The sequence below is a fragment of the Winogradskyella flava genome (assembly GCF_014243395.1).
Taxonomy (GTDB): Bacteria; Bacteroidota; Bacteroidia; order Flavobacteriales; family Flavobacteriaceae; genus Winogradskyella; species Winogradskyella flava.
On the sequence record NZ_JACLCP010000002.1, the window covers coordinates 385,071 to 410,803 of the forward strand.

Sequence of the window (25,733 nt, forward strand, 5' to 3'; positions counted from 1 at the left end):
ATAAACCGTGTAATTAACAGTTTGAAGAAATTTAGCTCATCAAGTCTATATGCCGGTCATGATAGCCGAGTAAATATAGAATACCATCTAAACCAATACTCGAAATAGAATTCTGTGCGCTATCCTTAACCTTTGGCTTGGCGTGAAAGGCGATGCCTAATCCAGCAAGATTAAGCATTTGAAGGTCATTAGCACCATCACCAACAGCAATGGTTTGACCAATATCTATACCCATATCCTCTGCAAGCAATTTTAAATAGTCCGCTTTTTTATTGCCGTCAACAATTTCACCAACGTAACCGCCAGTTAAAACGCCATCTTTAATTTCGAGCTGGTTAGCATGGACATAATCAATATCCAGTTTTTCTTGAAGATAATGCCCAAAATAGGTGAATCCACCAGAAAGTATCGCTGTTTTATAACCGTAGTAGTGTAATGTATCAATGAGTCTTCTCGCACCTTTGGTAATAGGAAGATTAGCAGCAACGTCCTTTAAAACGTCTTCGCTTAAACCTTTGAGGAGTTTCATACGTTGCTTAAAACTCTCGTTGAAATCTATTTCGCCTTGCATGGCAGATTCCGTGATAGCTCTAACCTCTTCTCCAACGCCCGCACGCTCTGCCAATTCGTCTATAACTTCCGTTTGAATCAAGGTAGAATCCATATCAAAACATACTAAGCGACGGTTGCGTCTAAACATTGTATCTTCTTGAAACGCAATATCCACATCTAATTCCTTAGAGATCTCCATAAATTTTGATGTAAACTCAGACTTATCATTCAGCTTTCCTCGAATAGATAATTGTATGGATGCTCTTGGGTATTCCTCTTCTTTTACCAACGACGTTCTTCCTGTCAAACGTTTTATAGAATCAATGTTTAAGTTTTTTTCAGAAATAATCTTTGTGACTTCAGAGATTTGCTCGGCCTTTAATCGATCTCCAAGAATTGTAATGATATAGCGATCTTTTCCTTGCATACTTACCCAATGCTCGTAGTTATCTAGAGATATTGGGGTGAACTTAGCGGTAATACCCAGTTCGTAGGCTTTAAATAGTAAATCTTTTAAGACTGCAGCAGATTTTTTACCAGACTTAATTTCGAACATCATACCTAGTGATAAAGTATCATGAATATTTGCTTGTCCAATATCAAGTATCTTAGCATCATACTCAGCCAAAACACTAGTTAAACCCGATGTGAGTCCAGGTTTATCTTGACCGGAAATATTAAGTAAAAAGATATCTGTTGCCACGATTTATAATTTTATATCATTGTGGTAAAAATCTACATTATATCTGATAAATAAAAATTATTACTGATGAGAATATTACAATTTTAAAGGAGATTTTTTATAGGATTCTTATTTAGGAAAAATGGAAACATAATTTATTCGCTCAATTTTTCAATCATTCTTTTTGAACGATTAATGAGCCGGTTTTCGTTACTTGGATTCAGTTCAACTACTTTTTTATAGTTCTCTATGGCCAACTTATTGTTCCCCTTGTCTTTATATGCATAATATTGTGCTAAACCATAATAACCTCCAAAATAATCTGGAAACTCCGTTGTAATTAATTCGAATACTTTTAGCGATTTTTCTGGTTCATTTTCAAAATAACTAAAGCCCAATCTAATAAGACCATCTTTAGAAATGTCATATTTGTTCTCGTTCGATTTTATTTGATCAAATTTAGCCGAGATACTTTCTATACCATTATCCATAATATTCTTTTCAAGCAAAATTTCGCAAGGTATTGGAACTGCTCCATCAGAAAAATAACTAGCTAAAAACAAAGCCTTTCTTCTCAGACCACCCAAGTTTCCATTATTTGTATAAATAACCACTGTAATTTTATCGGACGGGACTCTTAAAGTGGTATTTAGAAAACCTGTTGAACTTCCGCCATGTACCAAATACTTTTTACCATTTTTATAACCAATTTGCCAACCAAACCCATAGCCATCTCCATCTGTTTTTCCATCTTTATCCCATTTTGAAAATGCATCATTCATCAGGTCTTCACTGATAAGTGTTTCTTCATATAAACTCTTGTCCCACTTTGCATAATCACTTACTGAGGAATAAATTCCGCCATCACCTTGTATTGCAGACCATTTATTCTGGTCTTTGTTTTGGTACTCACGCTCAATTAATTTATAGCCGTATGCCCGATTCTTTATATGCAAATCTTTTAAGTAGACCGTACTATTGGTCATCCCTAATTTTTCAAAAATTTCTATATCCATAAACTCTTTGAAGCTCTTGCCCGAAACACGCTCTATGATCTTAGCTAAAACAGCATACCCAGAGTTACTGTATCTAAATTTAGAATTAGCAGGAAATAACAAACTATTTTGTTTCATTAACAGGTGAAGTACATCCTCATCAACGATCTGTTTTTTCCAATCTTTAGGATATAATTTGGTGTAAGACTGTAGTCCGGACCTATGTGACATTAAGTTTTTAATTGTAATATCTTTTCCGTACTCTGGGAATTCAGGAATAACTTCCGTTAGTTTAGTCTCGTAATTTAATTTACCTTGATGAATTAAAATTAAAATTCCCATTGCAGTAAATTGCTTTGTTACCGATGCCAATCTATAGTTGGTTTCTCCATTAGCAGGAATTTTATGTTCTAAGTCTGCATAACCAAAACTTTGGTTCTCTTTTATCTTACCATCTTTTATTACAATGAAACTTGCACTTGGTTTTTCTCCTATATAGTCTTTAAACAAGAAGTTGATGACGTCTTGTCGCGTTTCTATTTCGTTTTCTTGTTCTAATTTTTGAGATGGTTTGCAGGAACAAATCATCAGTATAAAGACTAATACTAAATGGGTATATTTCATTTCTTATGTCGAACAAGAATTACTTGACAAACCGACTATGCCAACTCTCACTTGCAGGCACTTCCCAATTATCGTTAAACTCTGCGATATTGGTTACTAGATTATTAAATACAATCGTGTTTTTCGAAACAGATTTGTTCTTAGCCATTTTTTTGAAGTCCACAAGTGGCTTATACGCTATAAATTCGCCTTGCTTATAAGAAACGTTCATTTTATCCATAAGATCGACATTATAGGCGTTCTCTAATTCTTGAATAAAATGTACTGAAGCATCAATAGAACAACCTGTAGCAGCACTTAAGTTTTGGTTTAAAGCTATCACTATAAAACGCTTATATACAATCTTATAGCCAGATTGTAAATCCTTTCCGTGAGCTGTCCAAGCTTCAATGAATGTTTCTATTTTAGATTTTAACTCTTCGAGTTCATCCTTTGAAAACGAGCGGTTAGCTTGGTATATCCAAACACGGGATTCTTCTGGTAAGGTATCAAAATCTACTAGCATATTTTAATTTCCTTTAAAAGTATATAATCTAAAAGCTAATCCCATGATAATAGAATAAATAATGAAATTAAAAACAAACAGATTAATTGATATTAATGAAGATTCTTGGTAATAATCTATACCTATACTAATCATAGCTATAATTAGACCACTAACGAGGCCAAATACAATGCTATTTCTAAATAGATTGTCGGTCTTTTTCAATTTTTAAGAATTAGCAATTAATTCAGCAATATCCAATACTGAAATCTCACTTTCTTTTTCTTTGAATTTCACACCATCACTCATCATGGTATTGCAATACGGACAGCCTGTCGCGATGATATCTGGTTGGGTATCCAGGGCATCTTGGGTTCTAAGAATATTGACATCCATATCCCCTTTTTCCGGTTCTTTAAACATCTGGGCACCTCCTGCTCCACAGCAAAGTGCGGTGCCTTTATGCCGTTTCATCTCAACCAAATTGGCATTGGTCTTTCTAAGCACGTCTCTTGGTGCGTCATATTCACTATTGGCACGTCCTAAATAGCACGGATCATGAAAAGTGATACGTTTGCCTTTATAGGTATTTCCTTCTACAGTCAGTCTTCCTGAACTCATTAACTCTTTGATAAACTGCGTGTGATGCACGATATCATAGTTACCTCCCAAGCTCGGGTATTCGTTCTTAATGCAGTTATAGGAGTGCGGATCGCAAGTCACGATACGTTTTACTTCATAAGCATTAAGTACTTCTATATTCATCATGGCTTGCATCTGGAACAAGAACTCGTTTCCAGCACGTTTAGCTAAATCTCCTGTATTGCTTTCTTCTGTTCCTAAAACGGCAAAATCGACATTGGCCTTATTCAATATTTTAACAAAAGCCTTAGTGATTTTTTTTGCTCTATCATCATAACTACCAGCAGAACCTACCCAAAATAAGATTTCAGGTTGCTTACCTTCTGCCATCATTTCTGCCATTGTTGGCACTTTAAGTTCTTCGCTCATAACGTAATTTTATTATCTAAATAAAAATGTTAAACCCTGCTAAAAATCCAATGGTACTATTTTTGAATTTTAGATCAGAATCCTCTGGTTCTGAATTGGTTTGACTATAACCTACTCCCAAGTCAACAGAAACTTTGTCATTAATAATGATAGCTATTCCGCCGTTTACACTATATTGAAATACCGTTGATTTACTTTCGGAAGCTTGAAACACCGGATCGGGATTGGGTGAAACCGAATTGTCTTCAATCGTCGTTTTTGAAGATCCAAAACCAATATTAGCTTGTACAAATGGTCTTATATTAGATCCATTAAAATAGTATCTTACAAAGGGAGACGCTATAAAGGATGTTATTTTTCTTTCGAAATCAATATCGTCATCTTTAAATCTCGAAAACGAAACTGGCAATTCGACACCAACTAAAAGATTATCAATAATAAAATATCCCCCTCCGGCACCTAAGGTAATATTTAATGTATTACCTGCATCTAAATCTTGCTCTGCTGTTTCAATTTTGGAATTGGTTGAATTAAAAAAGAAATTTGAACCTGCACCAATGAACCAATTTCCTTTCTCAGTTGGTTCTTCCGTCCTTTCCTCTTCTTCTTGAGCCAAACAGAAAGAAGGCATTAATAAAAGAACAAACAGGACGTTATATTTCATAGCATTAAGCACTTTTAATTATTTTTCGTCAGCCCAGTTTAAACGATCCATTTGGTTATAGGGCCAAGGTGCACCATTATTTTCTATGTTGGTCATCATATTATTGAGTTCCATCGGCGCAGCGCTTTGCTCCATCACCAAATAGCGACGCATATCCAGGATGATTGATAATGGATTGATACTTACAGGACATTCTTCGACACAGGCATTACACGTGGTACATGCCCAAAGTTCTTCATTGGTAATATAATCTCCTAAAAGTTGTTTGCCATCATCCTTGAACTCCCCATTATTGGCATCTATATTTTTACCTACTTCTTCTAGACGATCACGCGTATCCATCATAATCTTACGAGGCGACAACTTCTTTCCTGTAAGATTTGCAGGACAAGCAGATGTACAACGCCCGCATTCGGTACATGTATAGGCATTTAATAGCTGAATTTGATCTAAATCCATAACGTCACTCGCACCAAACTTAGCTGGAAAGTCATCTTCTGCCCCTTCTGGTGCAGCGGCAAATGGATCTGCATTAGGATCCATCATTAATTTCACCTCATTGGTAACCGCTTCAAGATTATCAAATTTGCCTTTAGGCTGCACACTACCATAATAGGTGTTAGGAAATGCTAATAGAATATGTAAATGCTTCGAGAAATAGAGATAATTCAAGAAAATTAAAATTCCAATAATATGTAACCACCAAGCCGTACGTTCTATAGTATGCAAAGTACTTTCAGACATACCCTCAAACCAAGGTGCGATAAATTGCGTGATAATATTTCCATAATTCATATCTTGAAATGACGTGTCGGCGGCATTCATCAATAAAAATAAACACATTAATACGACTTCAAAATAAAGAATAATATTACCATCACTCTTAGGCCAACCTTTCATTTCTGAACTTAGGAAACGCTTTAATTTAATGACATTACGTCGCAACCAAAACACGATTACTGATATTAAGACTAAAACTGCGAGAATTTCAAAACAATCAATTAAAAACCCGTAAACTGGTGGTGATAGTAATTTTAAACCAACACGATGGGTCCCAAAGATTCCATCAATTATAATTTCAAGAACTTCAATATTTATAATTACAAAGCCAATGTAAACGATAACATGCAAAAAGCCAGCAATCGGCCGTTTCACCATTTTGCTTTGTCCAAGGGCAATACGCGCCATATTACTCCATCGTTCGCGTTTATTATCACTGGCATCAACTTCTCTACCTAATTTTATGTTTCGTATTAGTTTCTTTATGTTTCTTGCAAAATAACCGATACCTAAAACTAGGATTATGGCAAAAAGAATATTTGGTATGTACTCCATACTAAAAGTAAATCTAGTTGTTATTTAATTGCTCTTCTGTTGGCTCTTGATAAGGAATTTCCTTTTTTGACAAAATACGTCTGTATCTAGCAGGATGTAGCTTAATATCCAATAAAAGTAACTCCATTTCTTTTGAAGCGGCTTCAAGATTTTTGTAGAGCGCGTCATCATTTAAGAGTTTACCAATAGTACCTTCGCTATTATCGATACTTGCCATGATACCTTGAATACCTGTTAAGGTTTTATTCAAATTAGCTATGGTGTTGGATAAATTCATATCCTTAAGTTCAGTGGATAATTCGCTTAAATCCTTACTTGTTTTTTCAAAATTATCGAGTACGGCCGCTATTTTAGTATCGTTTTCTTTAATAACGCCTTGGATTGAATAAGATAAGTTCTTAAATGATTTTAGGGTAGAATTCAATTCCGCAATAGTATTCTTTAATCCTTCATCGCTCTTATCTACCACTAAGGCATTAATATTGGTCATAAGCGTGTCTGCAGAACGAATAGTACTATCTAAATCTAAACTTATACCAGAAAAATTATCCTTTAAAGATGTAATAAGACCTGGTTCTACTTCTGAGGCGATAAAATCGCCTGGTTGCGCCGTTTGCCCATCTTCAGTATCTATAATAGCCAAGGCATTGCCTCCCATAAGTCCTGTTTCATATAAGCGTATGGTACTGTTCTTCGAAAATTTTAACTTAGGATTTACAGAAAAAGACACTTTGGTTTTACCTGTTTCAAAGTCGTATTTTATTTCTTCTATCTTCCCAATTTTATTACCCTTTATGGTAACAGGAGAGGCAGAACTCAATGCATTATAATCAAAGGCGGTGTAGTAGGTTTTTTCATTGGTAAAAATATCCTCACCTCTTAAAAAAGAAAATAAATATATAAACAGAGCGATACCAGATAGTACCAATATAGCCGTTTTAACTTCTCTTGAAATTTTCAATGGTCTTCACTTTGGTTAGAAGCAAAATTAGGAATAAAAATATTAATAATGTTTCTTAGTTGGTAGTAGTTTTCAATACCTCATTAATATCGGTTTGTTTACCATCTTTATAGGCTACCAAGAAGCTCGTAGTATAACCTTTTTCTTTAGCTTTCTCATTGAGTTGCCTGGCTTCATTATAGTCTGATGTACTTCCATAAAAGTATTTATAGAGTGCTCCAGCTTTTTCCTTACTTAAGTTTGACAATCCTTTAAAATTGTAAGGTTTCGCATCTAAATTCCGCGAACTGGCGGCAATTTGTACTTTAAAGGTAACGCCTTCATAAATATCGGGAGTTGTCTCTGAGTTCTCATCTATTTCGGTATCACTAATCAAAATACTATTGCCTACATTTTGATCAAGTTCTTTTTTGTAAGCGATTATAGCATCCGTAATTGCTCCCGCAACTTTAACTTGTCCGCTACTTGAATTTAAGTATGCCCCCTCTTTTTTATTGGTAATAAAACCTGTTTCAATCAAAACACTAGGCATGTAGGTATTGTGCAATACCCAAAGGCTCAATTGCTTGATTCCGCGACTTCTTCTTTTAAGTTTACCAGAAAAATTATCTTCAACCTTACGAGCTAAAACGATACTTTGCTCTACGTACACTTCTTGTTCTATACCTATAGCTATGCTAGATTCTGGAGAACTTGGATCAAAACCTGCATAATTCTCCTCATAATCCTCCTCTAAAAAGATCACTTCATTTTCGGCCTTGGCTACTGCCATGTTTCGTTCTGAATTTTTAGCTCCAAGTACGTAGGTCTCAGTACCAAAAGCTTGGGTATGATGTGCGTTACAATGCACAGACACAAACAAATCTGCATCCGCTTTGTTTGCTATTTTAGCTCTATTCTTCAAAGTAACAAACACATCCGTTTTACGCGTATAAATGACCTTGAAATCAGGGTTTTTCTCAAGTTCCTTACCTATTTGTAATACTATCTTTAAAGCAATATCCTTTTCCTTATAGCCATTTTTTGTTGGTCGGCCTGGATCATGACCACCATGACCAGCATCTAAAACCACTACAAATTTATCGTCTTGTGCTTGTAATGACGAAATGCCTGTTAAAGAAGTTATAAATGTGATAACTACGAATACTATTATATGTTTTACTGTCGTTTGCATATGTAATCTAACGGTTTCTAAACTCTGATTATTACACGTTATTGTTGGTAAATCAGTATTTGTAAACTTTATGATTTTAATAAAATAATCACAAAAAAATATCTGTACTTTTGGCGATTCAAAAACCGAGCCATACTTTTACAAAAATACATCTAAAAGGATTGCGTACAAATAGCTTACACATACTTTTTGCCTTGAGTTTTACAGTGCTTATCAACACTTTGAGCTTCGCCCAAGAATTACCAAAAAAGAATAAAGAAATTCCAGCTCAACAAAAAAAGGAGCGCACCATTACTATTAAAGATTCTACTAGTATAATTTTAGATTCGCTTTCCAACAAACCTAGCAATACGAAAGTAGCTGATTCCACAGAGCAAGATTCGGTAAAGAAAGATGCGTTTTTAAAGGATATTGTAACGTATAAGGCTCAAGACTATGTTGCCATTAACCAAAGAAAACAGCAAATTCGCCTATTTAACGAAGCCCAAGTCCTCTATGAAGACATGGAAATCACGGCAGGTGTTATCGTTATAGACTACAGTAAAAATTTGGTTTATGCAGGTCGCCTTAAGGATTCTACTGGCTATTCACAAAAACCCGTTTTTAAACAAGGTGCCAACGTCATTGAACCTGATTCCATAATTTTCAATACGGATTCAAGAAAAGCAATTATATTCAATTCAGTCACCGAACAAAGTGGAGGAACTATAATAGCAGAGAAAACCAAACGCGAAAACGACTCAGTCTACTTTATTTCTAGAGGAAAATTCACAACCTCCGAAAACATAGAGGATCCTGAATATTATATCTTAATGAACAGGGCTAAAATTGTTCCAGGTAAAAAAATAGTTACGGGAATGAGTCAAATGTATATCTATGATGTACCAACACCAATTGCCATACCTTTTGCTTATTTTCCGATGTCCAAAAAACAAACTTCAGGTATAATTTTCCCCTCTTTTGGTGAAGATACTGGTAATGACAGAGGCTATTTTTTACAAAATGGTGGGTATTACTTTGCCATTAGCGATTATGTAGATTTGGCCGTGTTAGGCGATTACTATACAAATGGAAGTTACGGCTTACGATTAGAGAGCAGCTATGCTAAACGCTATAAATTTAGAGGTAATTTCGGTTTTAGGTACGAGAACCTTTTAAATAGTGAACGTGGCTTTCCAGATTTTAGTCAAAGTACGATCTATAATATTAGATGGTCGCACAGTCAAGATGCAAAGGCCAATCCCAATTCACGATTTTCGGCGTCTGTAAACTTAGGAAGTAGCCAATATTACCAACAATCCATAAACCAGATCAATCAGTCTAGCTTTCTAAATAACACTTTGGCGTCTTCCGTATCCTATTCCAAATCATTTCAAGGCGAGCCTCAGGTAAATTTGAGTTTGTCGGCAACACATAATCAAAATACCAATACCGAAGCGATTAATCTTACCTTACCTACGATGCAAGCCTCCATGAGTAGGGTATTTCCTTTTGCACCGAAATCGGGAGCAAAAAAAGGCGCTATTCAAAATATTAACTTTCAAGTAAATACTAGAGGTGAATATCGTATTAGCACTACGGATTCCTTATTCGGAAAACAAGAAATGTTTGACGATGCCCTAGCAGGTATGCGCCATAGTATTCCGTTGACAACCAACTTTAAGATATTTAATCATTTTAGCGTGAGTACCAACGCCAATTTTGAAGAAACTTGGACACTCAATACGATTCGTAGATTTCAAGATCCAACAACCGAAGAGATCGTCACAATTGACCAAAATGGTTTTGACCGCTTCTTGACCTATAATTTTGGTGCCAGTATTGGTACTACCTTATATGGTATGTATAATTTTGAAAGGGAAGGCAAAAACCCCAAAATACAAGCCATAAGGCACGTTATGCGACCATCGATTAGTTACAGCGTCAGCCCTGCTTTTGATCAGTTCTATGAAACCTACGATGTTGTGGATGCCAATGGGACGACGAGTGACGAGGTTCGCCAAGTTGAATATACGCGGTTTGAAAATTCGTTGTTTGGATCGCCTCGTAATGCGTATTCCAGTAACATTGGTATTTCCTTGGGGAATAATATCGAAGCCAAAGTACGGTCCAAGGATTCTACTAAAACCGAACCGGAAAAAGTCTTTTTGTTGAATAACCTTAACTTTTCCACAGGCTACAATCTTGCGGCCGATTCCTTAAATTGGAGTCCAGTGCGTGTTACGGGTGGTACACAAATTCTAAAGAAAAAGATGAATATCAACTTTGGGATGACCTTAAATCCATATGCCTTAGATAGTAACAATAATGTGATCAATACCTTTAATATTGATAATGGCGGAAGCTTGTTTAGACTTACTTCTGCCAATCTTAATATCAGTTATACCCTTTCCAATGAAACGTTTTCAGGTAAGGAGGGTGAGGATGATAAAGATGAAAGCGAGGAACGTCGTGCTGCAAATACCAATAGTAGGACTGATGACCTTTTTGGAAAAACCCAAGATTTTGCAGATAAGCGACTCACGGATAAAGACAGGGATAAAGAGGAAAAAAACGACAATGAACTCTACAACTACAAAATGCCATGGAATGTCCGTTTGGCTTATGCTGCTAACTACGCCAATACACGACGGCAAGACGAGATAAGTTCACATTCGTTGATGTTTTCTGGTGATATCGAAATTTCGCCGCGTTGGAGTGTTGGTGCCTCCTCTGGATATGATTTTCTTAATCAAGGTTTTACCTTTACCCAATTACGTTTTGAGCGTGATTTGTTAAGTTGGCGTATGAATTTTACTTGGGTACCTTTTAGTAATCGCTCCTCATGGAATTTCTTTATAGGTATAAAATCCAACTTATTAAAAGACTTAAAATACGATCAACGCCGACAACCCGATAGAAATCTTGGGAACTAATTCTAACTGTCACATTGAGCGCAGTCGACCTGTCTTTTTTCATATAAATACCTTAAATTTGAATGATGTCTAATCTATTGATAGAATTCTGATTTCTTAGAAAGCACGCATGAAAAAAATAATCAACACTACTAAAGCGCCAGCACCAATAGGCCCCTACAATCAAGCCATTTTGGTAGGCAATACACTGTACACCTCTGGCCAGATCGCTTTGCATCCAGACACTATGGCACTGGTTATGGATGATATACAAACGGAAACCAAACAGGTCATGGAAAATATGAAAGCTGTTTTAGCAGCTGCGGATATGACCTTTGAGCATGTGATAAAAACCTCTATTTTTATTAGTGATATGAACAATTTTGGAGACATCAATGCGGTTTATGGCCAATACTTTGATGAGGCTACGGCACCAGCAAGAGAAACCGTAGAAGTGGCTAATTTGCCCAAGTTTGTCAATGTGGAGATTAGTATGATTGCGGTGAGGTAAATTTTAACTCTAAAAATGCTCTATTCACATATTACCTATTCAGAATATTTTGTGCTGATACCATTAGAGTTGATGGTTACTTCAACATGATAGTTATCATCCGTTCTCGCATAAGTAAAGCCTTGATTATTTAGAACATCCAAAACTTCAACATGAGGATGATTATAAGGCCTATTATGTGTACTCATAGCCAAAAAAGCGTTGTTAGGACAATCCGTCGTCCAAGTCCCTTGACCTGAATGATCTAATGTGCCGTGTCTTGAACCGTGATGAGGCACTTTGAAAAAAGCCGTATTACTTGGGATCTGCGATTTTATGACATTCCAAACGTCCTCTTCAGCATCACCTGTTAACATACACGTCATGTTATGAAGATTTAATGCCATCACAATGGAGTTATCATTTTCATTATCTGAAATTTCATCTTCATTTGGCCATAAAATATCAATTTTAACATCACCAAAATCAGGAAAAACCCTATTATTATCAATCGCTTGGTGATTAACACCTACCCTATTCGCGTAGTTCTGTAGGTGGGCTAAATTCGAGTTCAGGATGCTTTTAGGATAATAGAATCTTGATGTACCGAAAAAGCGCATGATCTCTTTTAAACCTTGTCCATGGTCTAGATGTGCATGTGATAACATTACCCAATCAAATGTTGGTTTAACTATACTACTAGTATTAAACTTTCGTTGAAAATAACGCTTAAGAAAAATAAGACTCGATCGAAAATTAGATGTATCGTTAGAATCGATTAAGGCATAATGCTCATTTCCATTGCTATCAGTAGATTCTAGAAAGATAGAATCTCCCCAGGCTACATTGATTAAGATAATTTTTAGTTGACTCATTCTTTAAATTTTTGAAGGTAATCTCCTCGACTTTCTTGATAGATTTCCCGAGATCTAAATATTTGCGCTTTAGTCCAATCATTAAAAGCGTTGGTTTCTTTTTGCGAGAATCTTAATTTGATATCTTCTTGGTAGGCTATTTCAGTATTGAACTCATCAAAGGAGATATAATCATGTCGAAGTTTCCAGCAAAGAGAAAATTTCTCTTGTGAAATACGATATACCAATCCTTGTTCTACTTTTTCGACACCAAACCAATGAAAGGGTACCCAAATATCATTGATATCTACAAAAAGACCTTGGTTTTGTTCGGCAAAGATGTACATTGAATCAATATCCTCAACACTATCAAATTCATCACCTTTATTGGTTGGACCGAGTAGAATGGCTTCTATATTCAAGAGCAAAATTGACGAATTATTATTTACAGTACTAATACTCCAATTTGGAATTGGAGAGTCCGATTGGACGGAGTAATAAGAGCATCTAATCATCTCTACGCCATCAATATTTCTATCCACATCAGTAATAATTGGTATACTTAACTTTTTTTGTCCCATAGGCCATTTCTAAATGAGTTGATAAGTTTGGAAAAACAAAGTGAATTCCTGTAAGCAAGTTACATGTATTTGAAGCTAGAAACTATACGTAACCTTACGTATTTTTCTAAAAATCAGCTAAAAAAATAAAAAAAGTAGGAGAATTAGTAACTTAACTGTTATATCTTTAGTAGATGTAAACGCAACCTTTTTGTTGTTTTTACATCCTATAACTAAACGCTATTAATCAATCCTATAACTATGAAGAAAACCACCGCACTTCTATTTGCCCTCCTTGTCATCGTTGCCTGCTCTAAAGATCAATCCGACAACTCACCAGAAGCCAACTATGGTATTTCTGGAAAATTTGTGACGCCAAATGGCACGGATGCCGTATCTAAGGCCCATGTAAAGCTCTACAAGAATAACGACCTTATCCAAGAAAGCCTTACGGATAGCGAAGGTAATTTCTCCTTGGACGGCCTTACCAAAGACGATTACGAACTTACCATTTCCAAAGGGGCGTTTAGAACCTCTACAACTGTAGATTTAAATGATCTTATCGACGCCTTTACGTTTAATTTCGATAGCATTCCTATAGCAGAGCTACCAAATATTGCCGTAGTTACTGGGAGTTTTGATCATATTGAAGAGGTCTTGTATAACATAGGCTTGGTGAATCCCATAACCCAAGAACCACTTTTTGATATAATCGATGGTCATGATACCATGGATAGAAATCCTGACACGAGTCATCGCCGTCACCATGACATGGCCAACAGAACCTTTAATCCAATGTTGCAACCCAATGTCGATTTTGGCTTTGGAGATCTTATAGAGTCTCCTACCCTGTTATCCAACTATGATATTATATTTCTAAATTGTGGTCTCAGTGAATCTAAAGTAGAATTTGGCAATAATCTTACGGCTTATGTGAGTAATGGCGGTTTATTGTATGCTACAGATTGGGCTTATAGCTACTTAGACGATATTACGGCAGGTGGTACCAACTATTTAAGCTTTTACGATCCATATAGAAGTGGTAGCTCCCTTTCTACTGAAGCCGAAATATTGAACCAGGATCTTATCGATTGGATATCCTTAAACTTTGGTATTGATATACCTAATGGTAATGTCACCATAAATGAATTCCTTGGTGGATGGCAAGTCGTAGATTCGTTTGATAATACGACCGTGATCCCTTGGTTATATGGTCCTGTTGAATACGATGGCATTAGTGAAAGTAAATATTTGGCGTATACATTTTTACATGGTGATGGCGGTGTAATGTATTCTTCTTTCCATACGGAAAACAATACTTCAGACGCGACAACTGTTGAGCGCTTGATGCAGTATATGGTGTTTGAGTTGGCCGCAATGGAATAAAAACAACTACCCATAAAATAAAAACCCGAAGCTATAAACTTCGGGTTTTATATTTAGTATATCACGTTTAATCTTCTGGATGCATAAAGCGTTTCGTCATGCCGCAGTAAGTTAATTAATTGCACTAAACTCCGAGTATATAATTCAGCGGCAATGAGCTATACACGTTGATGCCACATGTTTTTATTTTTTCGTTCGCGGTTTGTTCAGAACAACTATTTCTTTTGCCAATTCCGCTATTCTTTTGGTTTTCTTGATATATGCAAATTCAATTAATTGTTCCAAAATCTCGTATGCATCAAGTATATCATCAGTTTGTAAATTTCCAATATGACTGCCCTCATTTCCAATTATCTTTAAAGCAAGTAAATGATTTGCGATATTTTTATTTCTTTTTCCATAATGCTGAATTCTTCGATGAAGAACTTTAAACTTATGAATATTGCCACCGTTTGTTTTTTTCCATTTAGGTGCTTTTAAGTCGTCTAATATCAGTTCGATAGAGTGTCTTATTCTATTTGCACAGGATGATAAATCATCAAAATAATTTGAAAATGATAAATTTATTTGTTCAGCAACGTTTGTTGGTACTTTATCTGACAGATGAAATAATCTCAAATTCGGGTAAAAGTACTTTGGGAAATAGTCCGAATATCTGTCTTCAATCAACTGTCCATCTGGTAATTCTTTTCCAAAAACTATGTCTTTTAAGCATTGTCCACTTATAGTTACTAATTCCTTGCAATCAGCATTTTTACATTGTAAAATTCCGCTAAATAAGTGTTCAATTCCGTTGTCGTAATTATAATATTCCATTTCTTTACCTGTTGGTGTGATTTTGGTCAAAATTCTATTCAGGTCTAATATTCCTACGTTACAAGTCGGACAAGGATAACTTTTTGGGTTGTTATTATTAAAATTTCTTCTTGTCCAAATTTGTCTATTCATAGGTTTTTATCAAATGAGTGGCAACGCTGCGCTATGTGCAGTTGTCTGTTTTTTTGTGAAGATAATGAAAAATCGAGTCGATGATTTGCAATAGTTATCCCGCGGTATGTTTTTTAATTGCCAATTATCGACCTTTAGCTAGCTGGCGAAGCGAGCGTTAGCTTTGATTTTTCTTTTATTGGGAACAAAAAAAGAGCAACCAATTGCATCTAGCGACCTGATATGTTGAGTAAATCAGCCTCAGCGGCGAAACTTGTTGATATGTACTTGATAACTGTTAAGTTGCAATTGGCATAGCGCAGCGATGATGTCGAACTGCTTTTGGATATATAGTCTGCGAAGCAGCATAGACAAAAGTACGCCGCAGGCGTATTCGACATCATCGTGTTTGTATATGGTTTGTTGCGTGTTTTAAGTACCTAATTTAGCAAATACAAACCAAATAGAAAATACTCTACGATTTTCGTAAGTAGACTAGACCTAGAAATAAATTATATACGGTGTTGTAACACGTTATTCTGATTTAATATAATTTTTTGAATTAGCTAGTTCACTTTTATAGTCGACTTTTGAAATATCCCTTAGAATTGATTTTAATGCCTCATAATTGTTAAATGAATCAGTGAGAAAATTAAAATTTTCAACAAACTTATTTTTACTTTTCTCTATCATTTTTCTTATTTGTGGCACTTCATTATCTTCAGATGGTGAATGCATCCCTGGAACCGTTGCTTTGATAATTTTAGTTTCTATTAGTCTCAAATCAGAAACTTCGTTTAAATTAGATTCTATTTTGTAAAAAGATAAATAACGTTTTTTTTGTTTAATAATGGTTTCAGTTATAAACTCCTTTGTAATTTCAACCAATGATTCTCCAATTTCTTTTTGATATAATTTGATTCTATCAATAACTCTCTGAATTAGAATTTTGGTATAATCTGAATAAATACCTTGTGAAATAAAGTTTAACAGTTCAGTAACTTTAGGAATTGCAGACAAATGATTAATTCTATATTCGTATGTACATACGGAATTATAGGCAAGTGTTATATCATTCCACTCGTCTTTAGTAATCATAAAATCTTCTACACTTTCAAATATCATAAGAGTATTGTCAATTAATAACCAATTACTCCTTAAATCAGTCTTTAGAAGTTCTATATCTAAAACTTTACCAAATTTTTCAGGTAGAGAATTTATAGCTTTTAAAATTTGTTTAGCAGTTTTATTTAATTCATCAAGTTTCCTGCTTATCTCTCTTAAAAGATTAATTTGTTCTTGATATTGTTCTCTATTTTTGTTGGAACTCCAAATATCTATTATTAAGCTTGCACCAAATGTATAAGGATTGAATGTGCTATTTATTTGAAGTAAATTTTCAAAGTCGAAGTTAGCATTATCTACTTCTAAATTTGCTGTTCCTTCAATCGATACATCTCCTAAATTGAATGGCATACAATATTGTTTTTTTAAATGTGTTACAACTTGTTATATCAAAACTATTTTGATCAATATCCTTAATATGTTCAGGGATAACAAAACTTTTAGTTGTTTTTAGCAACTCGTAAATCTAATAATTGATGAGACAAAAAACTATACGTAACCTTACGTATTTTTTAAATAAAAAAAATCCCAAGTCATGGACTTAGGATAATTATTCATTATTCATTAGGCATTTATCCGTCTGGATGCATAAAGCGTTGCTTACCTAATAACTCGTCTTCAGTTTCTACGATATCTTCATCGGGCACACAGCAATCCACAGGACATACCGCAGCACATTGTGGCTCCTCATGAAAGCCCATACATTCCGTACACTTATCTGGTGCAATATAATAGACCTCGTCACTTATGGGTTCTTGGGTTTCCTCGGCATCCACTTCCTTACCGCTTGGTAGCACTACCTTGCCCTTTAAGCTCGTGCCATCTGCATAGCGCCAATCATCAGCACCCTCATAAATTGCAGTATTTGGGCATTCTGGCTCGCAAGCGCCACAATTAATACATTCATCCGTGATTATAATCGCCATAGTAATTCTTCTTTTTTTATTGCTTAATTTTGCAGTTGCAAAAATAGAGCCAAATTGGCGTTTTACCAAACACTAGATGGATTTACAACAAAGAATTAACGCTTTCTCTAAACTGGGTGATTTTTTAAGCCAATTTTCAACAAAAGGCATTCAAAAAAACGAAACGGTTGAAGCCAATGACCTATTCTTTGATGGTTTTAAACATCAAATTAAATTGGCCAAAGAACATAATGGTTGGTTTACGGAAAACAATATCCTGTACAGTCTAGAGTCTTGGTCTAATGCACTGCAAGCAGACCACATTACTAAATGGACTCACACTTATAATTTTAAAGATATCAGTCCTAAAACCATTGCCATTATTATGGCAGGAAACATTCCATTGGTTGGGTTTCATGATTTCTTGTCCGTACTCATTACTGGTCATAAGGTTTTGGTGAAGCAATCCTCAAACGACAAACACCTTCTACCCTTTTTGACAAAGTATTTAGAAATCGTTGCGCCAGCATTTAAGGGCAACATCACATTTACGGAAGACAAGCTAGATAATTTTGATGCTGTTATTGCCACTGGAAGTAACAATACAGCCCGTTATTTTGAATATTACTTTAAAGATCAACCATCAATCATTAGAAAAAATCGAAATTCGGTAGCTATACTCACTGGTAACGAAACTAAAGCGCAACTCGAAGCTTTGTCTGAGGATATCTTTAGATATTATGGTTTAGGCTGCAGAAACGTCTCTAAATTATTCGTACCCAAAAATTACAATTTCGATGATTTTTTCAATGCAGTTTACAAGTGGCACCCTATTATACACGAGGCTAAATATGCCAACAACTATGATTATAACAAAGCGGTCTATTTAATGAGTGAATTCGATATGCTGGAGAACGGCTTTCTTATGGTTAAGGAAGACCAAAGTTATGCCTCTCCTATTGCGACACTATTTTATGAAACTTATGACAACGACAGTGGATTAAAACAAAAACTCATTGAGGATTCAGAAAAGATACAATGCGTCGTTGCTGCTGGACTATTAGAAGATGAAATCGCTTTTGGAAAAACACAACAACCACAGCTTTGGGATTATGCAGATGATGTGGATACTGTTGAATTCTTGTTAAAAATTTGATATAAAAATTATCGATTTATTAATACATAATAGGCAATTAATTAGCACCTTTGTAGCTCTTAAATTGTAATGTAATAGATTTCCGTGGTATCGGAAATGAAAATAAATTTTCATGAAAAAACATAATTTTAGCGCAGGTCCTTGTGTGTTACCAAAATCGGTAATACAAAAAGCTTCAGAAGCACTTATAAATTTCGATGATGGTCTATCGCTTATAGAAATCTCACATCGAAGCAAGCCCTTTGTAGATGTCATGGAAAATGCGAGATCATTGGCTTTAGAATTGTTGGGCTTAGAAGGTAAAGGCTACAAAGCCTTATTTCTTCAGGGTGGCGCTAGCTCCCAGTTTCTAATGGTGGCTTTAAACCTATTAGAGAAGAGAGCTGGTTATTTAAATACAGGTACTTGGAGCGACAAGGCCATTAAGGAAGCTAAAATTTATGATGATATTTACGAAGTAGGATCTTCTAAGTCTGCTAACTTCAATTACATCCCAAAGGGATATGATATTCCTGAAGATTACGATTATTTCCATTGTACATCTAACAATACCATTTTCGGAACACAGATGCAACATTTTCCGGAGTCTCCAATTCCAATGGTATGCGATATGAGTAGTGATATTTTTTCTCGTCAGCTAGATTTTTCGAAATTCGATTTAATTTATGCTGGAGCTCAGAAAAATATGGGACCTGCTGGTACAACATTAGTTGTTGTCAAAGAAGATATTTTAGGAAAGGTCTCTCGTAAGATTCCATCAATGATGGACTATAAAATTCATATCAGTAAAGGGAGCATGTTTAATACACCGCCTGTTTTTGCTGTTTATGTGTGTATGCTAACCATGCAATGGCTAAAGGATCTTGGTGGTATAAAAGCAATTGAAGAAGAAAACGATAAGAAAGCACGTTTAATCTATTCTGAAATAGATCTAAATCCATTATTTAAAGGCTATGCCGTAAAAGAAGATCGTTCTCATATGAACGCGACATTCACTTTAGAAAATGAAAATTTAAAAGAAACTTTTGACGCCATGTGGAAAGAAGCTGGTATCAATGGCTTAAATGGACATAGAAGTGTTGGTGGTTATAGAGCTTCCATGTATAATGCCTTGTCCTTAGACAGTGTAAAGGTACTTGTTGAAGTTATGAGCGAACTGGAGAGCAAGGCTTAAACAATAAATGTAATATGGTGACTGAGACGCTCGAAGCCACCGCACAAAATAAAATAATCGTGGCTTTGAGAACCTAGGCCACAGTAATAAAAAAACATGAAAGTATTAGCAAATGATGGAGTTTCTCAAAGTGGCATAAATGCATTGGAAGCTGCTGGATATGAAGTCATCACCACAACGGTTGCACAAGAGCAACTTCAAAATTATATAAACGATAACGACATTAGTGTGCTTCTTGTGAGAAGTGCTACGACAGTGAGAAAGGATCTTATTGACAACTGCCCTAGCCTAAAGATTATTGGCCGTGGTGGTGTTGGTATGGATAATATTGATGTAGCATATGCGCGTAGCAAAGGACTGCATGTTATTAATACACCAGCTGCATCGTCGCACTCTGTAGCGGAACTGGTTTTTGGACATTTTTATGGCCTAGCACGTTTTTTACACAATGCCAATAGAGACATGCCTTTAGAAGGCGATTCAAATTTTAAAAAATTGAAAAAGGCCTATGCTAAAGGGACTGAGCTAAAAGGAAAAACTCTAGGTGTCATTGGTTTTGGTAGAATCGGACAAGCCACAGCAAAAATTGGTCTTGGCGCAGGAATGAAAGTCATAGCTTTTGATCCCTTTATAGAAAAGGCTAATCTCGAACTGGAATTTTTTGATGGACAAAAAGTGAATTTTGATATTGCAACCATCTCGAAAGAAGATGTCTTAAAGCAAGCCGACTTTTTAACACTGCATGTTCCAGCTCAGAAAGATTACGTCATTGATGAAAAGGAATTCAATCAAATGAAAGATGGTGTGATTATGGCCAATGCTGCACGTGGAGGAGTAATTAACGAAATAGCCTTGGTAAAAGCGCTTGAAAAAGGGAAAGTAGCAAGAGCTGCTTTGGACGTTTTTGAAAAAGAACCACAACCAGAGATTCAACTTTTAATGAATTCGGCATTATCCTTAACACCACACACTGGTGCTGCAACAAACGAAGCACAGGATAGAATTGGTGTGGAACTAGCAGATCAGATCATTAGTATTCTTGGTTAACAAATAAATGTGACTAAGTCGAATAAAATGAGTCCTACAATTGTGGGACTTTTTTTTGTACCTTTTAAAACTTAAATTTTATTAATCTTAATTATAACTAAAAATGGAAGGAATCTTAGATTTATTAAACAGTGACTTAGGAAAAACTATTATAAGTGGTGTTTCTGGATCAACAGGAACAGATCAAAATAAAACAAGCAGTGTATTAACAATGGCGCTACCAGTCTTAATGAAAGCAATGGAGCGAAATGCTGCTACACCTGAAGGGGCTCAAGGTCTTATGGGAGCTTTAAGTAATAAGCACGATGGAAGCATCTTAGATAATTTAGGCAGCCTATTTGGCGGAGGTGTTGATGATGAAGTAAAAACAGATGGTGACAAAATCCTTGGTCATGTGTTAGGTCAAAGACGTCAAGGTGTAGAAAAAGTAATTGGCGAAAAAGCTGGATTGGATATGGGCTCTGTTGGTAGCATTCTTAAAGTAGCTGCACCAATTTTAATGGGTGTTTTAGGAAAGCAGACACGTCAAAACAATGTTAGTTCTGCAGGAGATTTAAGTGGTATCCTAGGTGGACTACTTGGTGGTAACGATACTAGAAATGAGCAAAGTTTCCTTGAAAAGATATTAGATGCAGATGGTGACGGAAGTGTTATTGATGATGTCGCAGGTATGGTGTTAGGTGGCAGTAAGAAAAAAGGCGGACTTGGTGGTCTTTTAGGAGGTTTATTCGGTAAATAAGCCTAGCACATTCAAAAATATCAAGAGCAGTTCTTTTTTAGGACTGCTTTTTTTATACCAAAACGGTAGGTTCACTCATTCATATCGTCAGTTCACATATTGGTGCTATGAAATAACCATAAGATCATGTTGCTTTGTAGTGTTAAATGAAATAAAAAACTAAAACGCTACATACAAATTTTTAATATCTTTAAGCTATGCAAAAGATTATCCCTTTTATTGTTCTTATTGTACTTATAGCAAGTTGCAAGTCCTATAATGCCGACCAAACAATCAATCATGGTAGTGATAGTCCATTGGTAGAAAATGATACCGTGTCTATAAGCAGTGACGAAACTGAATATGAAATCATTATCATCGAACCTGGATTTAATAATTGGATCATAAGTAGAGCTAGGCCTAGAGGTTTTTATTCCCAGCAATGGTTAGAGTCTAGAAATGAGCTTTTGGTACAATCTTGGAATCAACGTAATCTGCAGCCCGCTAGATACGATCCAAATTTATATGAACTCCGCATAGATTATGACAGAAATACGGACTATGGCTACGAGGTTAACTATTTACTCTATAATTATTTCGTCTATTTTCAACTTCAATATAATCAGCGATTGACTTCATTTTATCCTAGGATTTAACGTAAATTTGTGGCACTTTAATAGTGCTATGGAAAAATTTAAAAAACAATGGGAAATTCAGCACAACTGGCAGTTGATATTTCCCTTTTTAGGTTTACTTGGCTTAGGATATTCAGCTTTTAGGCTTTCGAATGCATTCTTAAAAGACTATCATATTGCATTTTCTATTATTGCGACAATACCTGTATTCTATACGCTACTAAAATTGACGCTTACTATATTTAAGAAACTTGAAAACAAGTGGATATTAGATTACCGATGGGAAATGATTCGTGTGTTCATTGTTTTTGCAATTACAGGATCATCTTCGGTTTACGTGGGCCGACCAATCATGAAGCTTATAGGAATTACTAAAGAAAACTTAAACCCAGTGTTATACTGGATATTATTCATTATCATTGGACTCGTTTTCTATCAAATTCTATTGGTAAGTTTTGGATGGCTATTTGGACAATTTAAGTTCTTCTGGGAATTCGAAAAGAAAATGCTCAGACGATTTGGGCTTAAAAAATTTGTGGATTGAATATTAAGACTATCATAACTACTTCTTTTAAAGTTTTAGCCATTGTGCTAACACTTTCTGTTATGTTGCCTACTGCTGTTAAAGCTTCTCATTTATTCACGCACCATACCCACGAAGTTTGTGAAAACGACAACAATGCAACGACCCATTTTCATGAATCTGATCTCGATTGTGATTTTTATAAGTTTAAGCTTACCCAGAATAATTTTTTCGTAATTGAAGATTATGACCTCAGTCCTGAGTTCATTTCAACCTCTAAATTATCGTCGTATTATATTTCTTTCAATACACATCAGTATTCTACTAGGTTTCTTCGAGGACCACCACAGTTTGTATAGCATCACACTTTTCTGATACACAAACGAAACTTTAACAATGACACGATTTATAATTGGTGTGGTTATGGCATTATCCTGCTATAGTTACAGCCAAAATTGCAAGTTTACCTTTCTAGGCGAACTCAATGACTTTCATGATGGTTCGCCCATCTCCTCTGCTACTATATACATAAAAGAAAAAGATAAGTATATAGTATCAGATCTTGATGGAAAGTTTAAAATTGAGAATCTATGTTCTGGTACATTAACATTGACTATATCGCACGTAGGTTGTGAAACTAAAACCGTGAGCTATAGCATTGCCGGTGATACCTTTAAGAGGATATCTATTGAGCATCATGTTGAAGAACTCAATGAGGTTTCAGTTTCTGCTAGTAGCACTAAAAAAGAAACAACGACCGCTCAAGAAACTGTTATTAAAGCAAATACCCTCAAAAAGTATTCAGCTTTAAATCTTGGTGATGCCCTAAAAGAAGTGGCTGGTGTCTCGTCTATTAATACTGGGAATACCATTGTAAAACCTATGATTAATGGAATGCATAGTAGCAGAATTTTGATAATGAATAATGGCGTACGTCAGCAAGATCAAGAATGGGGTATAGAACATGCACCAAATATTGATATTAATAGTGCTAACCAAATCTCAGTCATTAAAGGTTCTGGCGCATTAGCATATGGTGGCGATGCTGTTGGTGGTGTTGTGGTTATTAATTCTGGTCGAGTTATACTTAAAGATACTTTATATGGGCGAACTATTATTGGTGGGCAAACCAATGGTAAAGGATATAATATCTCTTCCACTCTAAATAAAAATTATAGGTCAGGTTGGTTTGCGCAGATACAAGGATCTTATAAAAGGAATGGAGATTTTAAAGCCCCTGACTATAACCTCACCAATACAGGGTTAGACTCTAAAGGTTTATCAGTACAGTTTGGTAAAAAGAAATTTGAATCTGGCTTTGAAATCTTTTATAGCTATCTAAATAATGAGATAGGTATCCTAGGAGCTTCTCATATTGGTAGTGTTTTTGATATTGAACGTGCTATCAATGCGGGACAGCCATTGCTAATTGAAGATTTTAGTTACGATATCAATGCGCCAAAACAGAAAATTACGCATCACTTGGCCAAAGCAAATTATTTTAAACGTTTCCAAGGTTTTGGTAAAGTCAGTTTACAATATGATTACCAAAATAATCAGCGCTTAGAGTTTGATGTGAGAATTGGTGATAGACGCGATATTCCCGCCATTGATTTGACATTACAAACGCATTCCATCTTGGCAGATGTAAATTTGGACTCTAATCTCGATAGAAAAATAAATTTTGGGATTATGGGTCGCTATCAGAACAATTTTGCAGATCCAGATACAGGTGTAAGACGTTTAATCCCAGATTATGACAAATATGATTTTGGAATATATACAACGACCGAATGGAGATTAAATGACAACTTATTAGTTGATGCAGGACTGCGTTACGATTTTAATAGAATCGATGCTAAAAAGTTTTATCGCATATCACGATGGGAAGAACGTGGTTATGATGAAGATTTCTCAGATATTATCATCGAAGAATTGGCGACACAGCTTTTAACAAATCCTGTCTTTAATTTCCACAACATTTCTGCATCAGTAGGTACCAGGTTAAATCTTGACGAAAAAAATCAACTCTTATTTAATTACAGCTTGGCGAGTAGACCGCCTAACCCATCTGAGTTATTTAGTGATGGTTTGCACCATTCAGCGGCAAGATTTGAACTAGGTGATCTAAGATTTGATAAAGAATTGGCAAACCGTGTTTCACTTTCTTACAGTCATAATACATCCAGGCTTAGATTTTTATCTGAAGTTTTCTATAATAGAATTACGGATTTTATATATCTAAGACCTTTTGATTTTATCCTTACAGGAAGAGGGCCGTTTCCAATATGGGAATATCAGCAGACAGATGCCGAACTATTCGGTATTGATTTAACAGTAACCTATGACATAACTGATGCCCTGCAATGGCAAAATAAAACATCTCTTACAAAAGGTTATGATTTAGAGGCAGACTTGCCACTTATAGATATTCCTCCATTTAGTACTATGAATCAGTTGCGCTATTTGAACACTAAGTGGTATAATTTTTCAGCAAGCTTAAAATCAGAATGGGTTTTTGAACAAAACGAATTCCCAGATTTTAACTTCGAAGTAGAAGATCAATTGACTGGTGACATGATACTTCTAGATATAAGTACACCTCCACCAGCTTATCATTTGTTACACTTTTATAGTGAAGCAACATTCGCTCTGAGCGAAAAAACAAGTTTAAATGTAGGATTGGGCATTAATAATCTATTTGATACGTCGTATCGTAACTATTTAAATAGGTTGCGCTTTTTTGCCGATGATATTGGAAGAAATATAACCCTACAAATTCAACTTAATTATTAAATAAAAATGAACGAAAAAAATTCAAACTCTAAAACTATGAACATTAATTTTTTAAATCTAA

At 35.3% G+C, this 25,733-nt stretch carries 24 protein-coding genes; 11 read left to right on the top strand and 13 right to left on the bottom strand.

Annotation, left to right across the window (positions count from 1 at the left end):
• Positions 1-31 precede the first annotated feature (31 nt).
• From serB to H7F21_RS08860, 8 genes are all read right to left on the bottom strand, one after another.
• Positions 32-1,255, bottom strand: a complete 1,224-nt coding sequence (serB, locus tag H7F21_RS08825; RefSeq protein ID WP_185788904.1) for a phosphoserine phosphatase SerB — start codon at positions 1,253-1,255, stop codon at positions 32-34.
• 134 nt (positions 1,256-1,389) lie between these two features.
• Positions 1,390-2,817 (bottom strand): serine hydrolase domain-containing protein, encoded by a 1,428-nt coding sequence (locus H7F21_RS08830; protein ID WP_185788905.1) that lies wholly within the window; start codon positions 2,815-2,817, stop codon positions 1,390-1,392.
• 55 nt (positions 2,818-2,872) lie between these two features.
• Positions 2,873-3,358, bottom strand: a complete 486-nt coding sequence (locus H7F21_RS08835; RefSeq protein ID WP_185788906.1) for an ABC transporter ATPase — start codon at positions 3,356-3,358, stop codon at positions 2,873-2,875.
• Between the two features lie 207 nt (positions 3,359-3,565).
• Positions 3,566-4,348 (bottom strand): (Fe-S)-binding protein, encoded by a 783-nt coding sequence (locus tag H7F21_RS08840; protein WP_185788907.1) that lies wholly within the window; start codon positions 4,346-4,348, stop codon positions 3,566-3,568.
• 16 nt (positions 4,349-4,364) lie between these two features.
• Entirely contained in the window at positions 4,365-5,012 is a 648-nt protein-coding gene (locus H7F21_RS08845; RefSeq protein WP_185788908.1) for an outer membrane beta-barrel protein, read from the bottom strand.
• Between the two features lie 18 nt (positions 5,013-5,030).
• Positions 5,031-6,347, bottom strand: coding sequence for a 4Fe-4S dicluster domain-containing protein (locus tag H7F21_RS08850; protein WP_185788909.1), 1,317 nt, complete (start codon positions 6,345-6,347; stop codon positions 5,031-5,033).
• A gap of 13 nt (positions 6,348-6,360) precedes the next feature.
• Positions 6,361-7,308 carry an MlaD family protein gene (locus H7F21_RS08855; protein WP_185788910.1) on the bottom strand — a complete coding sequence of 316 codons (948 nt, stop codon included), beginning with the start codon at positions 7,306-7,308 and terminating at the stop codon, positions 6,361-6,363.
• A 55-nt stretch (positions 7,309-7,363) separates the two neighbouring features.
• Entirely contained in the window at positions 7,364-8,482 is a 1,119-nt protein-coding gene (locus H7F21_RS08860) for an N-acetylmuramoyl-L-alanine amidase family protein (protein ID WP_185788911.1), read from the bottom strand.
• A gap of 110 nt (positions 8,483-8,592) precedes the next feature.
• Here H7F21_RS08860 and H7F21_RS08865 point away from each other — a divergent pair, with 110 nt between their 5' ends.
• Positions 8,593-11,397: a putative LPS assembly protein LptD gene (locus tag H7F21_RS08865; protein WP_185788912.1), complete on the top strand. Its 2,805-nt coding sequence runs from the start codon at positions 8,593-8,595 to the stop codon at positions 11,395-11,397.
• A gap of 109 nt (positions 11,398-11,506) precedes the next feature.
• A complete protein-coding gene (locus tag H7F21_RS08870; RefSeq protein WP_185788913.1) occupies positions 11,507-11,887 on the top strand; it encodes a RidA family protein in 381 nt (126 codons plus the stop codon).
• Positions 11,888-11,922: 35 nt separating this feature from the next.
• Here the strand turns inward: H7F21_RS08870 and H7F21_RS08875 are convergent, their stop codons facing one another.
• On the bottom strand, positions 11,923-12,741 hold the full coding sequence (locus H7F21_RS08875; protein WP_185788914.1) for a ComEC/Rec2 family competence protein: 819 nt from the start codon (positions 12,739-12,741) through the stop codon (positions 11,923-11,925).
• Positions 12,738-13,301, bottom strand: a complete 564-nt coding sequence (locus H7F21_RS08880) for a hypothetical protein (protein ID WP_185788915.1) — start codon at positions 13,299-13,301, stop codon at positions 12,738-12,740. The genes H7F21_RS08875 and H7F21_RS08880 overlap by 4 nt, the downstream gene beginning before the upstream one ends.
• A 240-nt stretch (positions 13,302-13,541) precedes the next feature.
• Here H7F21_RS08880 and H7F21_RS08885 point away from each other — a divergent pair, with 240 nt between their 5' ends.
• Positions 13,542-14,666, top strand: coding sequence for a carboxypeptidase-like regulatory domain-containing protein (locus H7F21_RS08885; RefSeq protein ID WP_185788916.1), 1,125 nt, complete (start codon positions 13,542-13,544; stop codon positions 14,664-14,666).
• 183 nt (positions 14,667-14,849) lie between these two features.
• On the opposite strand, the gene H7F21_RS08890 is transcribed toward H7F21_RS08885, so the two are convergent.
• From H7F21_RS08890 to H7F21_RS08900, 3 genes are all read right to left on the bottom strand, one after another.
• On the bottom strand, positions 14,850-15,614 hold the full coding sequence (locus H7F21_RS08890) for a DUF4145 domain-containing protein (RefSeq protein ID WP_185788917.1): 765 nt from the start codon (positions 15,612-15,614) through the stop codon (positions 14,850-14,852).
• Positions 15,615-16,127: 513 nt separating this feature from the next.
• A complete protein-coding gene (locus tag H7F21_RS08895; protein ID WP_185788918.1) occupies positions 16,128-17,069 on the bottom strand; it encodes a hypothetical protein in 942 nt (313 codons plus the stop codon).
• Positions 17,070-17,290: 221 nt separating this feature from the next.
• A complete protein-coding gene (locus tag H7F21_RS08900; protein ID WP_185788919.1) occupies positions 17,291-17,644 on the bottom strand; it encodes a 4Fe-4S dicluster domain-containing protein in 354 nt (117 codons plus the stop codon).
• Positions 17,645-17,720: 76 nt separating this feature from the next.
• Here H7F21_RS08900 and H7F21_RS08905 point away from each other — a divergent pair, with 76 nt between their 5' ends.
• The 8 genes from H7F21_RS08905 (at position 17,721) to H7F21_RS08940 (ending at position 25,672) form a co-directional block, all read left to right on the top strand.
• Positions 17,721-18,779: an acyl-CoA reductase gene (locus H7F21_RS08905; protein WP_185788920.1), complete on the top strand. Its 1,059-nt coding sequence runs from the start codon at positions 17,721-17,723 to the stop codon at positions 18,777-18,779.
• 112 nt (positions 18,780-18,891) lie between these two features.
• Positions 18,892-19,953 carry a 3-phosphoserine/phosphohydroxythreonine transaminase gene (serC, locus tag H7F21_RS08910; protein ID WP_185788921.1) on the top strand — a complete coding sequence of 354 codons (1,062 nt, stop codon included), beginning with the start codon at positions 18,892-18,894 and terminating at the stop codon, positions 19,951-19,953.
• A gap of 96 nt (positions 19,954-20,049) precedes the next feature.
• A complete protein-coding gene (locus H7F21_RS08915) occupies positions 20,050-21,000 on the top strand; it encodes a D-2-hydroxyacid dehydrogenase (protein ID WP_185788922.1) in 951 nt (316 codons plus the stop codon).
• Between the two features lie 103 nt (positions 21,001-21,103).
• Positions 21,104-21,739, top strand: coding sequence for a DUF937 domain-containing protein (locus tag H7F21_RS08920; RefSeq protein WP_185788923.1), 636 nt, complete (start codon positions 21,104-21,106; stop codon positions 21,737-21,739).
• 197 nt (positions 21,740-21,936) lie between these two features.
• Entirely contained in the window at positions 21,937-22,374 is a 438-nt protein-coding gene (locus H7F21_RS08925) for a DUF6146 family protein (RefSeq protein WP_185788924.1), read from the top strand.
• A 28-nt stretch (positions 22,375-22,402) separates the two neighbouring features.
• Positions 22,403-22,897 carry a DUF6787 family protein gene (locus H7F21_RS08930; protein WP_185788925.1) on the top strand — a complete coding sequence of 165 codons (495 nt, stop codon included), beginning with the start codon at positions 22,403-22,405 and terminating at the stop codon, positions 22,895-22,897.
• Positions 22,894-23,235, top strand: a complete 342-nt coding sequence (locus H7F21_RS08935; protein ID WP_185788926.1) for a hypothetical protein — start codon at positions 22,894-22,896, stop codon at positions 23,233-23,235. Before H7F21_RS08930 ends, H7F21_RS08935 begins: the two co-directional genes overlap by 4 nt.
• A gap of 37 nt (positions 23,236-23,272) precedes the next feature.
• The gene (locus tag H7F21_RS08940; RefSeq protein WP_185788927.1) at positions 23,273-25,672 is read left to right on the top strand and encodes a TonB-dependent receptor; all 2,400 of its coding nucleotides are present in this window, start codon (positions 23,273-23,275) and stop codon (positions 25,670-25,672) included.
• The last annotated feature ends 61 nt before the right edge of the window (positions 25,673-25,733 follow it).